Annotated in this window: 15 protein-coding genes and 1 pseudogene; 12 read left to right on the top strand and 4 right to left on the bottom strand. The window is 68.1% G+C overall.

Features of this window, described 5'->3' with window-relative positions; genetic code table 11:
* Positions 1 to 164: 164 nt before the first annotated feature.
* From sufB to ACOGI5_RS00680, 11 genes are all read left to right on the top strand, one after another.
* Positions 165 to 1577 (top strand): Fe-S cluster assembly protein SufB, encoded by a 1413-nt coding sequence (gene sufB / locus ACOGI5_RS00730; RefSeq protein WP_419862559.1) that lies wholly within the window; start codon positions 165 to 167, stop codon positions 1575 to 1577.
* On the top strand, positions 1577 to 2635 hold the full coding sequence (locus tag ACOGI5_RS00725) for an HpcH/HpaI aldolase/citrate lyase family protein (RefSeq protein ID WP_419862558.1): 1059 nt from the start codon (positions 1577 to 1579) through the stop codon (positions 2633 to 2635). Before sufB ends, ACOGI5_RS00725 begins: the two co-directional genes overlap by 1 nt.
* Positions 2636 to 2652: 17 nt before the next feature.
* Positions 2653 to 3525, top strand: a complete 873-nt coding sequence (locus ACOGI5_RS00720; RefSeq protein WP_419862557.1) for an HpcH/HpaI aldolase/citrate lyase family protein — start codon at positions 2653 to 2655, stop codon at positions 3523 to 3525.
* Between the two features lie 14 nt (positions 3526 to 3539).
* Complete coding sequence (locus ACOGI5_RS00715) at positions 3540 to 3953, top strand: hypothetical protein (protein ID WP_419862556.1); 414 nt, start codon at positions 3540 to 3542, stop codon at positions 3951 to 3953.
* A 66-nt stretch (positions 3954 to 4019) separates the two neighbouring features.
* Complete coding sequence (gene sufD, locus ACOGI5_RS00710) at positions 4020 to 5270, top strand: Fe-S cluster assembly protein SufD (protein WP_419862555.1); 1251 nt, start codon at positions 4020 to 4022, stop codon at positions 5268 to 5270.
* Positions 5267 to 5599 (top strand): non-heme iron oxygenase ferredoxin subunit, encoded by a 333-nt coding sequence (locus tag ACOGI5_RS00705; RefSeq protein WP_419862554.1) that lies wholly within the window; start codon positions 5267 to 5269, stop codon positions 5597 to 5599. Before sufD ends, ACOGI5_RS00705 begins: the two co-directional genes overlap by 4 nt.
* Positions 5596 to 6486: a Fe-S cluster assembly ATPase SufC gene (gene sufC, locus ACOGI5_RS00700; RefSeq protein ID WP_419862553.1), complete on the top strand. Its 891-nt coding sequence runs from the start codon at positions 5596 to 5598 to the stop codon at positions 6484 to 6486. Before ACOGI5_RS00705 ends, sufC (ACOGI5_RS00700) begins: the two co-directional genes overlap by 4 nt.
* A gap of 113 nt (positions 6487 to 6599) precedes the next feature.
* A complete protein-coding gene (locus tag ACOGI5_RS00695) occupies positions 6600 to 6896 on the top strand; it encodes a 4a-hydroxytetrahydrobiopterin dehydratase (RefSeq protein WP_419862552.1) in 297 nt (98 codons plus the stop codon).
* A gap of 10 nt (positions 6897 to 6906) precedes the next feature.
* Positions 6907 to 7461 carry an NUDIX domain-containing protein gene (locus tag ACOGI5_RS00690; protein WP_419862551.1) on the top strand — a complete coding sequence of 185 codons (555 nt, stop codon included), beginning with the start codon at positions 6907 to 6909 and terminating at the stop codon, positions 7459 to 7461.
* 43 nt (positions 7462 to 7504) lie between these two features.
* Positions 7505 to 7792: an AbrB/MazE/SpoVT family DNA-binding domain-containing protein gene (locus tag ACOGI5_RS00685; protein WP_419862550.1), complete on the top strand. Its 288-nt coding sequence runs from the start codon at positions 7505 to 7507 to the stop codon at positions 7790 to 7792.
* The gene (locus ACOGI5_RS00680; protein ID WP_419862549.1) at positions 7792 to 8184 is read left to right on the top strand and encodes a PIN domain-containing protein; all 393 of its coding nucleotides are present in this window, start codon (positions 7792 to 7794) and stop codon (positions 8182 to 8184) included. The genes ACOGI5_RS00685 and ACOGI5_RS00680 overlap by 1 nt, the downstream gene beginning before the upstream one ends.
* Positions 8185 to 8208: 24 nt before the next feature.
* Here ACOGI5_RS00680 and ACOGI5_RS00675 read toward each other — a convergent pair whose 3' ends face one another.
* Positions 8209 to 9378, bottom strand: coding sequence for an acyl-CoA dehydrogenase family protein (locus ACOGI5_RS00675; RefSeq protein ID WP_419862548.1), 1170 nt, complete (start codon positions 9376 to 9378; stop codon positions 8209 to 8211).
* Between ACOGI5_RS00675 and ACOGI5_RS00670 the strand changes: the two genes are divergently transcribed.
* On the top strand, positions 9312 to 9635 hold the full coding sequence (locus tag ACOGI5_RS00670; RefSeq protein WP_419865410.1) for a type IV toxin-antitoxin system AbiEi family antitoxin: 324 nt from the start codon (positions 9312 to 9314) through the stop codon (positions 9633 to 9635). The two genes, ACOGI5_RS00675 and ACOGI5_RS00670, sit on opposite strands and share 67 nt — an antisense overlap.
* Here the strand turns inward: ACOGI5_RS00670 and sufU are convergent.
* From sufU to sufC (ACOGI5_RS00655), 3 genes and pseudogenes are all read right to left on the bottom strand, one after another.
* Positions 9585 to 9881, bottom strand: a pseudogene (gene sufU, locus ACOGI5_RS00665) (Fe-S cluster assembly sulfur transfer protein SufU); the annotation flags it as partial. The gene ACOGI5_RS00670 and the pseudogene sufU sit on opposite strands and share 51 nt — an antisense overlap.
* Before the next feature lie 31 nt (positions 9882 to 9912).
* Positions 9913 to 11172 (bottom strand): SufS family cysteine desulfurase, encoded by a 1260-nt coding sequence (locus ACOGI5_RS00660; RefSeq protein ID WP_419862547.1) that lies wholly within the window; start codon positions 11170 to 11172, stop codon positions 9913 to 9915.
* The gene (sufC, locus tag ACOGI5_RS00655) at positions 11169 to 11978 is read right to left on the bottom strand and encodes a Fe-S cluster assembly ATPase SufC (protein ID WP_419862546.1); all 810 of its coding nucleotides are present in this window, start codon (positions 11976 to 11978) and stop codon (positions 11169 to 11171) included. Before sufC (ACOGI5_RS00655) ends, ACOGI5_RS00660 begins: the two co-directional genes overlap by 4 nt.
* Positions 11979 to 12013: the final 35 nt, after the last annotated feature.

The raw sequence follows: 12013 nt of genomic DNA, 5'->3' as shown, positions 1-12013 counted from the left end.
GCACGGGTCGCGGACCTCAAGTTCGACGACGTAGGGCGAGGGCACGAGCCCAAGCGGATGGACGGTGGGCTCGTGAGGAAGCTGAATCATTCCGTCTCGGGGTTCATTGGTCGGCGCCGCGCACTGCACTATGACCCGGGCGGGGGCGGCGTTAGGCTGAGGTTGTGACCGACACCGCTGAAGCCGCCGTTGGCATCGACCTCGGCAAGTACAAGCTGGGGTGGAGCGACGAGGAAGACTACGTCTTCAAGCCGCGCAAGGGCTTGGACGAAGAGATCATCCGCGAGATGTCGGCGCTCAAGAACGAGCCGCAGTGGATGCTCGACTTCCGCCTGCGGTCCTACAAGATCTTCCAGCGCAAGCCCATGCCCAACTGGGGCGGCGACATGTCGGAGATCTACTTCGACGACATCTACTACTACATCAAGCCCACCGAGGGCCAGGTCGACGCCTGGGAAGAGCTGCCCGACTCGGTCAAGGACACCTACGAGAAGCTGGGCATCCCCGAGGCCGAGCGCAAGTACCTCGCCGGCGTCACCGCCCAGTACGAGTCCGAGGTGGTGTACCACCGCAACCGCGAAGACCTCGAAGCCCAGGGCGTGCTGTTCAGCGACATGGACTCCGCCGTCAAGGAGTACCCCGACATCGTCCAGCGCTACTTCGGCACCATCATCCCGCCGGGTGACAACAAGTTCTCGGCACTGAACTCGGCGGTGTGGTCGGGCGGGTCGTTCATCTACGTGCCGCCCGGCGTCGAGGTGGAGATGCCGCTGCAGGCGTACTTCCGCATCAATGCCGAGAACATGGGCCAGTTCGAGCGGACGCTGATCATCGCCGACGAGGGCGCCACGGTGCACTACATCGAGGGCTGCTCGGCGCCGGTGTACACCACCGATTCGCTGCACTCGGCCGTGGTGGAGCTGGTGGCGCTGCCGGGCGGGCGCATCACCTACACCACCATCCAGAACTGGTCGAACAACGTGTTCAACCTGGTCACCAAGCGGGCCGCCGCCTACGACGAGGCCCACGTGGAATGGATCGACGGCAACATCGGCAGCCGCCTCACCATGAAGTACCCGGCGGTGTACCTGATGGGGCCCAAGGCCTCGGGCGAGGTGCTGTCGGTGGCCTATGCCGGGGAGGGCCAGCATCAGGACGCCGGCGCCAAGATGGTCCACGCCGCCCCCGAGACCACCTCCAAGATCGTGTCGAAGTCGATCTCCAAGGACGGAGGCCGCACTACCTACCGCGGCCTCGTGCGGGTGGAAGAGGGCATGAGCGGCTGCCGCAGCCACGTCCAGTGCGATGCGCTGCTGCTCGACCAGGACAGCCGCTCGGACACCTACCCGTACCAGGAGATCGGCTCACGTGACGCCGAGATCGGCCACGAGGCCACGGTGTCGAAGGTGGCCGACGAGCAGCTCTTCTACCTGATGAGCCGCGGGCTGTCGGCCGAGCAGGCCATGGGCATGGTGGTGAACGGCTTCATCGAGCCCGTGACTCGCACGCTGCCGATGGAGTACGCCGTCGAATGGAGCCGGCTGATCGAGCTTCAGATGGAGGGATCGATCGGCTGATGCGCAGTCCAAAAGACTTCTTCGCCCCGCTGGCGCTCGGGGCGCCTGAACCCCTGCGCGAGGTGCCCTTCCGGCCCTCACGCATGATCCACTTTTTCGACCCGTCGAACGAGCGGATGCGCGCCAAGGTGCCCGACATCGCCCCCACGGTCGACGTGCTGCTCGGCAACCTGGAAGACGCTGTGTCGGCGGACAGCAAGGACGCCGCCCGGGCAGGGCTGATCGAGGTGGGCAAGGCGTGGGAGACGGGGCACACCCAGCTGTGGACCCGGGTGAACAGCCTGGACTCGCCGTGGTTCCTCGACGACGTGTGGGCGCTGTGCCACGAGATCGGCGACAAGCTCGACGTGATCATGGTGCCCAAGGTGGAGGGCCCCGAGGACATCCACTACGTGGACCGGCTGCTGGCCCAGCTCGAGGCCCGCGTGGGGCTGGAGCGACCGCTGCTGGTGCATGCGATCCTTGAGACCGCCCGCGGCGTGGCCAACGTGGAGTCGATCTGCCTGGCCAGCCCCCGCATGCAGGGGCTGTCGCTGGGGCCTGCCGACTTGGCCGCTGATCGCCGCATGAAGACCACCCGTGTGGGCGGCGGGCATCCCGGCTACCTCGTGCGCACCGACCCCGTGCCCGACAGCGACGACGCCTCACGGACGTCGTTCCAGCAGGATCTGTGGCACTACACGCTGGCTCGCATGGTGGATGCCTGCGGCACCGCCGGGATCCTGCCCTACTACGGGCCCTTCGGCGACATCGCCGACCCCGTAGGCTGCGAGGACCAGTTCCGCAACGCCTACCTGCTGGGCTGCGTGGGCGCATGGAGCCTGCACCCCAGCCAGATCGCCATCGCCAAGCGGGTGTTCAGCCCCGAGCCCGACGAGGTGACGTGGGCGCAGCGTGTGGTGACCGAGATGGGCGACGGCACCGGCGCCGTCATGATCGACGGCAAGATGCAGGACGACGCCACGGTGAAGCAGTGCCGGGTGGTGCTGCAGCTCGCCCGTGACCTGTCCGCGGCCGACCCTGAGCTGGCCGCCGCCTACGGGCTCGACACCGCCTGAGATCGCTGGGACGCCCCATGAGCGCTGCCGCCCTCCTACGCCCGCGCCGGTCGGTGCTGTACATGCCGGCGGCGAATGCGCGGGCGCTGGAGAAGGCCAAGACCATCGACGCGGACGCGCTGATCTTCGACCTCGAAGATGCCGTGGCGCCCGACGCCAAGGAAGCTGCCCGCGACGGCGCGTGCGCTGCGGTGGCCTCGGGGGAGTACGGGCACCGCGAGCTGACGATCCGCTGCAACGGGCTCGACACGCCATGGGGCCGCGACGACATTGCGGCCGCCGGCGCTGCTGGGCCGTCCGCGGTCGTCATTCCCAAGGTGGACAACGCAGCGGAACTGGCCACGGTGTCAGCGCTGCTGGAGGCCGCCGGCGCGCCCGACGCGACGCGCATCTGGGCGATGATCGAGACCCCGGGAGGCATCGCCAATGCCCGTGCCATCGCCGATTTCGAGCGACTCGATGCCCTGGTGATGGGCACGAACGACATGGCCTCCGAGCTGCGGGCGAAGATCACTCCTGACCGGGCCGCGCTGGTGCCGCACTTGGCGACCTGCCTGGTGGCTGCCCGTGAGGCGGGCGTGAACGCACTCGACGGCGTCTACAACGACATCGGCGACGCCGACGGCTTTGCTGTGGTGTGCGAGCAGGGTGCGACTCTGGGTTTCGACGGCAAGACGCTCATCCACCCCAGCCAAGTGGCCCCGTGCAACGACGCCTTCTCGCCCAGCCTGGACGAACTCGATTTCCACCGCCAGGTCATCGAGGCGTTCGAGGCAGCAGTTGCAGATGGCCGTGGGGTGGTGACCGTAGACGGCAAGATGGTCGAGAATCTTCATGTGGACGAAGCCCGGCGGGCGATAGCGCTCGCCGACGCGATTGCGCAGCGCTGAGGGAGGCGGCTGCCATGCCGATGCGAACGAACTGCCGCCACTACGAGAGCCGGACGTATCCGAACGGCGACACGGTGCGCAAGTGCAACCTCGATCTCGCACCCGAGGCCCCGTGGCGCTGCCCGGAGGACTGCCCCTCCTATTCGCCCCGGCGCCTCGATGCGGGCTGGCAGCACGGATCGCTGGGCGTGCAGAACTTCGCCAAGGAACCCGCCAGCATCGGCGAGGACGATTCCATAGCGGCTCTGCTGGACGCGGCAGAAGACATCGTCAACGAGGCGGGGCCGCGCATCCTCGAAGAGGTCGCGGCCGAGCGGTCGCGGCCAAAGGGCATCCGGGCGAAAGCACGCAAGCGCAAGGCCTCCAAGAAGGCCAGGCGCGCCCAGCGCCGTCGTGACCGGGACGACCGCAAAGACGGCGAGGTCTGATCACGGCTCGATGCGGGCCGTCACGGCCCACTAGGCCCTCACGGGCGCGCCGGTAGCCTCCGCAGCGTGTTCTCCCCCGAACTCGTCGACGCGCTCGACGGCTCCGACGCGTTGACCAAACGGCGTCGCGCCGCAGCGGAACGAGCGGTCGCGACCGGCATGCCGTCGTTCACCGAAGAGGTGTGGCGCTACACCCCCATCGACGATCTCGACCCTGCGCTGTATGCCTTCGCGGCGCCTGGCGGCGCTGCGGGGCCGGCGGGCCTGATGGACGGCGTCGACGACGGTGCTGCGGCAGTGGTTCGCATCACCAACGGTGCTGTCGTCGACATCTCGGTGCGGGCCGAGGGCATCCGCATGGGCACGCTCGGCGACGGCGCGGACGATCTGGTCGGCACGGTTGCCCCCGAGGGCCCGGACGTCTTCGGCGACTGGAATCTGGCTCTGGCCACAGCGCCGGTGGCGGTCAGCATCGATCCGAAGGCCGTGCTCACCGCGCCGATCGTTGTGCACGTCCACACCGATGTCGAGGGGCTGGCATGGTTTCCCCGGCTCGTCGTGGTGGCCGGCCGCACGAGCCAGGCCACCGTGATCGAGCATCACACCGGCGGTGACACGCCCGCACTCGTCTGCCCCCTCACCGAGCTGAGCGTCGGCGACGGTGCACACCTCGGTCACCTCACCGTGCAGGAACTGGGCACGGGCGCATGGCAGATTGCCAACCTCTGCTCGGACGTGGGTCGAGACGCCAACCTGCGGACCGGCCACGTGGCGATGGGCGGCGCATACGCCCGGGCCCGCATCGGCATCGACATGACCGGGCGCGGCGGCCACAGCGAGATCGACGCCGTGTATTTCGGCCGGGGCGCCTCCACGCTCGACTTCCGCACCTTCCAGACCCACGTGGCACCCCACACCACCTCCGACCTGCTGTTCAAGGGCGCGGTCGACGATCACGCCCGAGCCGTCTACACCGGGCTGATCCGCATCGAGGCAGACGCTCCCCACGTCGTGGCCAACCAGACCAACCGGAATCTGAAGCTGTCCCCGAATGCGTGGGCCGAGTCGGTGCCGAACCTCGAGATCGAGAACAGCGACGTGCAGTGCAGCCACGCGTCCTCGATCGGCCCGGTCGACTCCGATCAGCGCTTCTACCTCGAGAGCCGGGGCGTGCCCACCGACGTGGCCGAGGCGCTGGTCGTGCGTGGTTTCTTCGACGAAGTGCTCGATGCGCTGCCGTCTGAGGAGATCTCGGCATCGGTGCGCCAGCGCATCGACGAGCTGGTGGCCGATGCTGACTTCGCGGTCGCGCAATGAGTACCCCAGACGAGACACGGACCGTCGTGCTCTGCCAGCGTGACGAGGTGCCTGACGGCGAAGCCCGCCGCTTCGACGTCGAAGGGCACCGCATCGCGCTCGCACGCATCGGCGAGGACTTCTATGCCATCGGCGATCGGTGCAGCCACCAGAACTACTCGCTGGCCGACGGATGGGTCTGGCCCGACGAATGCGCTCTCGAATGCCCCCAGCACTCGTCGAGCTTCGATCTGCGCACCGGCAGGCCGAATTGCTTCCCCGCCACCCAGCCGGTGCCCGTCTATGAGATCCGCGTCAGCGGCGATGACATCGCGGTGGCGCTGCCATGAGCGACAACGCCGCGCACACGCTGCGCATCGACGGCCTGCACGCATCGGCGGGCGGCACCGAAATCCTGCGTGGCGTCGATCTGGAGGTCTCCTCGGGCCGTGTGCATGCGGTCATGGGGCCGAATGGCTCGGGCAAGAGCACGCTGGCCCACGTCGTGATGGGCAGGCCCGGCTACGAGGTCACTGCCGGCTCCGTGACCTTCGACGGCATTGACGTACTGGGCCTGGCTCCGTGGGAGCGGGCGCAAGCCGGTCTGTTCCTGGCCATGCAGCACCCGACGGAAGTGCCGGGGGTGTCGGCCGCCCAGGCGCTGGCCGAGGCGCTGGCGTTGCGGGCCGGCGATGACAGCCCGAGCGCCGAGCAACTCGAACGCACTCGCGGGCTGCTCGAATCCGAGGCAGCAGCGGTCGGCTTGAAGGCCGAGCTGGTGGAGCGGCCGTTGAACGTCGATATGTCGGGCGGCGAGAAGAAGCGGAACGAGACGGTCCAGCTGGCAGTGCTGCAGCCCCGCATCGCCATTCTCGACGAGATCGACAGCGGCCTGGACATCGACGCGTTGCGGGCCTGCGCCAATCGCATTGAGGCATTGACCGAGGCCGGCTTGGGAGTGCTCACCATCACCCATTTCACCCGCGTGCTGGAGTACCTCCGGCCCGATGAGGTGCACGTCATCGTGGACGGCCGCATCGTGGACTCCGGCGGTCCTGAACTGGCGGACGCACTCGAGGCAGACGGTTACGCGCCATACCTGCCCGACGAACCCGATGCCGGCGTGTCGGTGTCGATCGGCGGACTCGGCGGCGCCCTCGCCGGTGGGGCTGGGTCGACCCCCGCCGACGATCCGTTCGCCGATCCCTGGGCAGACCCGCTCGACGAACTGGGCTGAGCGGCGCTGAAACTCGCTTCACGCCTGCCCTGACGCGCGCGGCATATTGATCTTTCGATGTGTGTGCCGGTTGGTGTTGACTGGGCGAGAGGAAATCTGGGGAGGGTGACCGGATGGCACGAGAGCTGTTGTCGCAGGACGAATTGGCCGAACTCGCCGCCGAGCTCGGGGCCTGGGAGGTGTCGGGCAGCGAATTGCGCCGCACGTTCCGCTTCGGGAACTTCGTGGAGGCGTTCGGATTCATGGCCGCCGCCGCCCTGGTGGCCGAGAAGATGGACCACCATCCCAACTGGTCGAACGTGTACAGCACCGTCGAGGTCGCGCTGAACACGCATGACCGTGGCGGTGTGACTGAGCTGGACGCGGCGCTGGCTCGTGCCATGGACGGCCTAGCGGGCGCCTCGGGCTGACTGCCGCTCGATGCGACTGCCACGCCTGCGACGGCGCGCAAAGCCCGACCAAGCTGAGCGTCCCGCGCCAGCGCCCGTTGTCGAGGGAACGGTCGAGTCGAAGCCGGGACTGCGCCGGCTGCTGCACCAGCTCTTCGAGTTCTGGGTGCGCTTGCGGCCCGCGCGGGTCACGCTCGGCGTGCGCGGGCTGGTGGTCGACCACAAGGGCCGCGTCTGTCTCGTGCGCCACACGTACCGGGACGGGTGGTTCCTGCCCGGCGGCGGAGTCAAGACCCGCGAGGCGCTGGTGGATGCGGTGGCCAGGGAGCTGCGCGAGGAAACCGGTGTCGTCGTCGCCGAGACGCCCCAGAACGTGCTCGGCGTGTACTCCTCACGTCACGGCAACCGCAGCGATCACGTCGTGGTGTTCGTGGTCACCGACTGGCGCGTCGAGGAATCGGTCTCCCCCGAGATCGCCGAAGTGGCGTTCTTTCCGCCTGGCGAGCTGCCCCCCGGCACCACGCCGGGCACGTCACGCCGCATCTCCGAATGGATGACCGGCGTCCCCCCCGGCCACCGCTGGTAACTGCCTGAGAGACGGTCCGCCGCCCGTAGTTATACTTCTCGGTATGACTCACAAGGTGGGGCCGAAGGGTCAGGTGGTGATCCCGAAGGAGATGCGCGATCAACTGGGCATCCGGCCCGGCGACCGTGTGAGCTTCTGGTGCGACGGCGATTCGGTGAGCGTCCGGCGCAGCGATGATGTCCGCTCCTTGTTCGGCTGCTTGCCTGGCGAGCCCAGCCTGATCGATGACCTGATGGCCGAACGGCGATTCGATCGTGAGCTTGAGGAAACCCGATATGCGCGGTACGAGGCATCGCTGTCCGACGACGAGACGTCCGGGCGGCCCGGCTGATGGCGGTGGTGCTGGACGCCTGGCCGGTCATGCAGTTCATGCAGGGCCGGGAATCGCTTGGGCGTCAGATGTCCGAGTTGCTCGAGGACGGCGAGGCCGTCATGTCCTGGATCAACGTCGGCGAGGTGTACTACTCGATTCGTCGCCGCTGGGGTCCATCGCTCGCTGACGAACTGTTGCCCCGGCTCTTGGCGAACGTTGCCGCCGAGATGCCGACCTCCCTGCGGGTCGTCGAAGCGGCGAAGCTCAAGTCGGAGTACCGGATGTCGTACGCCGACGCCTTTGCCGCTGCCACAGCAATTGCGTACGACGCCGAGTTATGGACGGGCGATCCTGAACTGCTCGCGCCCGACGCACCCTGGCGCTGGCGTGACCTGCGCCAAGTGCAATAGCGCCTTCGACGAGCCTCAGATCCGCTAGAGGCGGGGGGTGCGGGGTGGGTGGCCCATGAGGATTCGGCCGTAGGCCTCGAGGGCGGGGTCGAGCGCCGTGATGGCGTGCATGTTGATGGCCTGCAGATCGGCCTGCAGGCGGCCGATCCGGTTGGAGTCGCGCACGCCCCGGCCGCCGGTTGCCAGGTAGATCGCCTGGGTCGCTTCGAGGCAGCGGCGGACGGCGTACGCGCAGTCCAGGCGCACCCGTGCCCGCAGCGGCAGCTCCAGCGACTCGCCGATGCGCGCCGAGTCGATCAGCAGCTCAGCGGTGCGTCGCATCAGCAGCTCGCCCTGGTCGACGAGCGCATGGGCTTCGGCGAACTGGCGGTGCGTCAGCGGCCAGTCGGTCTGCAGCACGTCGACATGGCTGATGACTTTGCCGTCGACTTCCTCCGCGAATGCGGCCAGCGATGCCCGGGCGGCCCCCAGAGCCGGCGGGACCAGCGCGTAGGCCAGTGTCGGCATCAGCGAACTGCGCTGTATCCAGCCGGTGTTGCGGGCCATGCCCGGCGTGTCGCCCGACGCCAGCACCTCCCCGGGCACGAAACGGTGCGCGGGCACGAACACGTCGTCGGCCACGATGCTGCTGCTGCCGGTGGCTCGCAGCCCGTTGGCGTGCCAGTCGTCGAGCGCCGAGACGTCGTCGGCCGGAAGCACGAACATGCCCGAGACGTTGCCGTCGCCATCGGGTGACGGGAAGTGACCGCCCAGGATCACCCAGCCGGCGTGGTCGATGCCCGAACCGAAGGGCCAGAAGCCGCTCAGCCTCCAGCCGCCGTCCACGGGGGTGGCATCGCCGCGGTCCACCAGCACGCCGGCCACATAGATGTCGGGCCCGTCGCCGTAGATCTCTGCCTGACACTCGTCGGGCCAGTGGCCCACCAGCCAGGCATGGGCGTTGCCCACGCACGAGTGCCAGGCAGTCGACGGGCAGCCCTCCGCCAGCGCCGCGTTCACTTCCAGGTACGTGATCCAGTCGAGTTCTTGGCCGCCATTGGCGCTCGGCTGGCCGATTGTCATCAGCTCTGCGCCCCGCAGCTCGTCGATGACGTCGGGCTCGACCCGGCGAGCCCACGGGTCGGCCGCTGCCCGCGCAGCCAGCTTGGGGGCGAGCTGGCGCGCCCGCTCGACCAGTTCGGCGCGGCGGCTCACTCGCCCTCGGCCGTCTCGTCGAGGCCGGTGGCGAGCGCGTTCCAGCCGAGAGTGGCGCACTTGATGCGCACGGGGAACTTCACCACGCCCCGCAGCGCTTCCAGATCGCCCAAACGCAGCGCACCGCCGTTCGGGCCGGCGGACTCGCCGGCCCCGGCGCCGTCGAGCGCTTCGCTGCCGTCGCCGCCGATCGACTCCTCGTGAATGGACATCATGGCCTTGAACGCTCGGGTGAGATCTCGGATCTCGTCCACTGACTTGCCGATCACCGCAGCGGACATCATCGATGCCGACGCCTGGCTGATCGAGCAGCCGTACCCACCGACCCGCAGGTCGGTCACGACCCCTCCGTCCATCTCGAACGTCAGCACCACTTCGTCGCCGCACAGGGGGTTGAAACCCTCGCTGCGGTGCGCCGGGGGGCATTCCAGCTCGCCCCTGTTTCGAGGGTTCCGGTAGTGATCGAGGATGATCTCCCGGTACAGGTCTTCGAGCCCAGCCATGAGGTTTCGCTCTGCCCTCGTCCCGTCGCTCTCAGAGTCCGAACAGCGCGCCGACCTCGTCGAGCGCATCGGCCAGCGAATCTACGTCCGAAGAGTCGTTGTACACATACAGCGATGCCCGCGTGGTGGCCCCGACGCCGAGGCATGCCATCAGGGGCTTTGCGCAGTGGTGTCCTGCACGCACGCACACGCCGCTCTGGTCCAGCACTTGGGAGATGTCGTGAGGGTGCACATCGCGGTACAGGAACGACAGCACGCCGCCGCGCTGGGCGGGTTCGGGGGGACCGTGGATGGTGATGTGATCACCATGCCGATCGGTCAAGGTCCTCAGCGCGTAGCCGGTGAGGCTGACCTCGTGAGCCCGCACGGCTTCCATGCCGAGCCCTTCCAGGTACCGCACGGCGGCCCCGAGCCCGACAATCTCGGCAATGGGAGGCGTGCCGGCTTCGAACTTGTGGGGCACCGTATTGGGGCGGAATCCCTCCTTGGTGACATCGAGGATCATCTCGCCCCCGCCGAGGAACGGCGGCATCGCCTCGAGCAGCTCTGATCGGGCCCACAGCACCCCGACCCCGGTGGGGCCGCACATCTTGTGGCCGGTGAACACCATGAAGTCGGCTCCCATGGCGCTCACGTCGGTGGGCAGGTGGGGCACGTACTGGCTGGCGTCCACGCTGATCAGCGCCCCGGCGTCGTGCGCCGCGGCCGCGAGGGCCGGGATCGGGTTGAGCGTGCCGAGGACATTGCTCATGGCCGTCACCGACAGCAGCTTGGCGCCGTCGAGCAGCCGGTCCAGGTCGGCCAAATCGAGGTGGCCGTCAGGGGTGATCGGTACCCAGCGGATCTCGAATCCCCGCTCGGCAGCCAGGATGTGCCACGGCACGATGTTGGCGTGGTGCTCCATTTCTGTGAGCACGATCGCATCTGTGGGCCCGAGCTGGGAACCGCCCCACGACCGAGCGACCAAGTTCATGGCCTCGGTGGCGTTCTTGGTGAAGACGATCTCGTCTGCACTGGGTGCACCGATGAAGCGGGCCACGTCAGTGCGGGCGCGCTCCATCTCTGCCGTGGCAGCCGCGGCGATCTCGTACGCGCCCCGGTGCACGTTGGCGTTGATGGACCGGTAGTAGTCGTCCATGGCATCGAGCACCGCCGCCGGCTTCTGCGATGACGCCGCCGAGTCGAGATAGACGATCGGACGGCCGTGGACGCTGCGCTCGAGCAGCGGGAACTGCGCCTTCACGTTCGCATCGATGGGCCCATCGATTTCGGGGCTGTCCCCGGAGCTCACGCCGCGGCCTTCTGCTCGAATGGCTCGTAGCCGTCGCGTTCCAGTTCGGCAGCGAGCTCCGGGCCGCCCGAGGCCACGATCTGCCCGTCGACCAGCACGTGGACGTAGTCGGGCTCGATCTCGCCGAGCAGGCGCTCGTAGTGGGTGATGAGCACGACGCCCATGTGCGGCCGCTCGGCACGGACCTGCTGCAAGCCGGTGGCCACCACCCGCAGCGCATCGATGTCGAGGCCCGAATCGGTCTCGTCGAGCACTGCCACGTCGGGCTCGAGCAGCGCCAGCTGCAGGATCTCGTTGCGCTTGCGCTCACCGCCGCTGAAGCCCTCGTTGAGGTAGCGGTCCATGAACGACTCGTCCATGCCGAGCCGCGACATCCACTCGCCCATGGCCACGTAGATCTCGATGGCCGACACGTCCTCGCCGCGCCGTGCCGAGACCGCTTGGCGCAGGAAGTTGCGCACCGACACGCCGGGAATGTGCTGCGGGTACTGGAACGCCAGAAACAGCCCGGCCTTCGATCGGGCGTCGGGATCCCACTCGGAGATGTCGTCGCCCCGGTAGCGGATCTCGCCGCCGGTCACCTCGTATTCGGGCGATCCCAGGATCGTGGTGGCCAGCGTCGATTTGCCCGAGCCGTTGGGGCCCATGATGGCGTGACATTCGCCTGCGTTGACCACCAGATCCACACCGCGCAGGATCTGCGGGCCGTCGGCCGCTCGGACACCCAAGTCGTCGATCTCGAACAGGGGTGCGCCCTGCGCTGTGTTGCCTGCCGCGCCTTGCGGCGCTGTGTTGCCTGCCGCCATCAAGCGCAGTGTATGGCTGCCCCCAAATGCCTCAA

It is taken from the genome of Candidatus Poriferisodalis sp., from assembly GCF_965208925.1.
Lineage (GTDB): Bacteria > Actinomycetota > Acidimicrobiia > Acidimicrobiales > Poriferisodalaceae > Poriferisodalis.
This window is presented reverse-complemented; position numbering and strand designations above follow the sequence as displayed.

What these genes read in the sequence shown, in the direction of transcription:
- ACOGI5_RS00685 (WP_419862550.1), top strand. Translation starts at nt 7,505, where the DNA reads ATGACTCACAAGGTGGGGCCGAAGGGTCAGGTGGTGATCCCGAAGGAG.
- ACOGI5_RS00725 (WP_419862558.1), top strand. Translation starts at nt 1,577, where the DNA reads ATGCGCAGTCCAAAAGACTTCTTCGCCCCGCTGGCGCTCGGGGCGCCT.
- ACOGI5_RS00720 (WP_419862557.1), top strand. Translation starts at nt 2,653, where the DNA reads ATGAGCGCTGCCGCCCTCCTACGCCCGCGCCGGTCGGTGCTGTACATG.
- ACOGI5_RS00690 (WP_419862551.1), top strand. Translation starts at nt 6,907, where the DNA reads ATGCGACTGCCACGCCTGCGACGGCGCGCAAAGCCCGACCAAGCTGAG.
- ACOGI5_RS00680 (WP_419862549.1), top strand. Translation starts at nt 7,792, where the DNA reads ATGGCGGTGGTGCTGGACGCCTGGCCGGTCATGCAGTTCATGCAGGGC.
- ACOGI5_RS00705 (WP_419862554.1), top strand. Translation starts at nt 5,267, where the DNA reads ATGAGTACCCCAGACGAGACACGGACCGTCGTGCTCTGCCAGCGTGAC.
- sufC (WP_419862546.1), bottom strand. Translation starts at nt 11,978, where the DNA reads ATGGCGGCAGGCAACACAGCGCCGCAAGGCGCGGCAGGCAACACAGCG.
- ACOGI5_RS00715 (WP_419862556.1), top strand. Translation starts at nt 3,540, where the DNA reads ATGCCGATGCGAACGAACTGCCGCCACTACGAGAGCCGGACGTATCCG.
- ACOGI5_RS00695 (WP_419862552.1), top strand. Translation starts at nt 6,600, where the DNA reads ATGGCACGAGAGCTGTTGTCGCAGGACGAATTGGCCGAACTCGCCGCC.
- sufC (WP_419862553.1), top strand. Translation starts at nt 5,596, where the DNA reads ATGAGCGACAACGCCGCGCACACGCTGCGCATCGACGGCCTGCACGCA.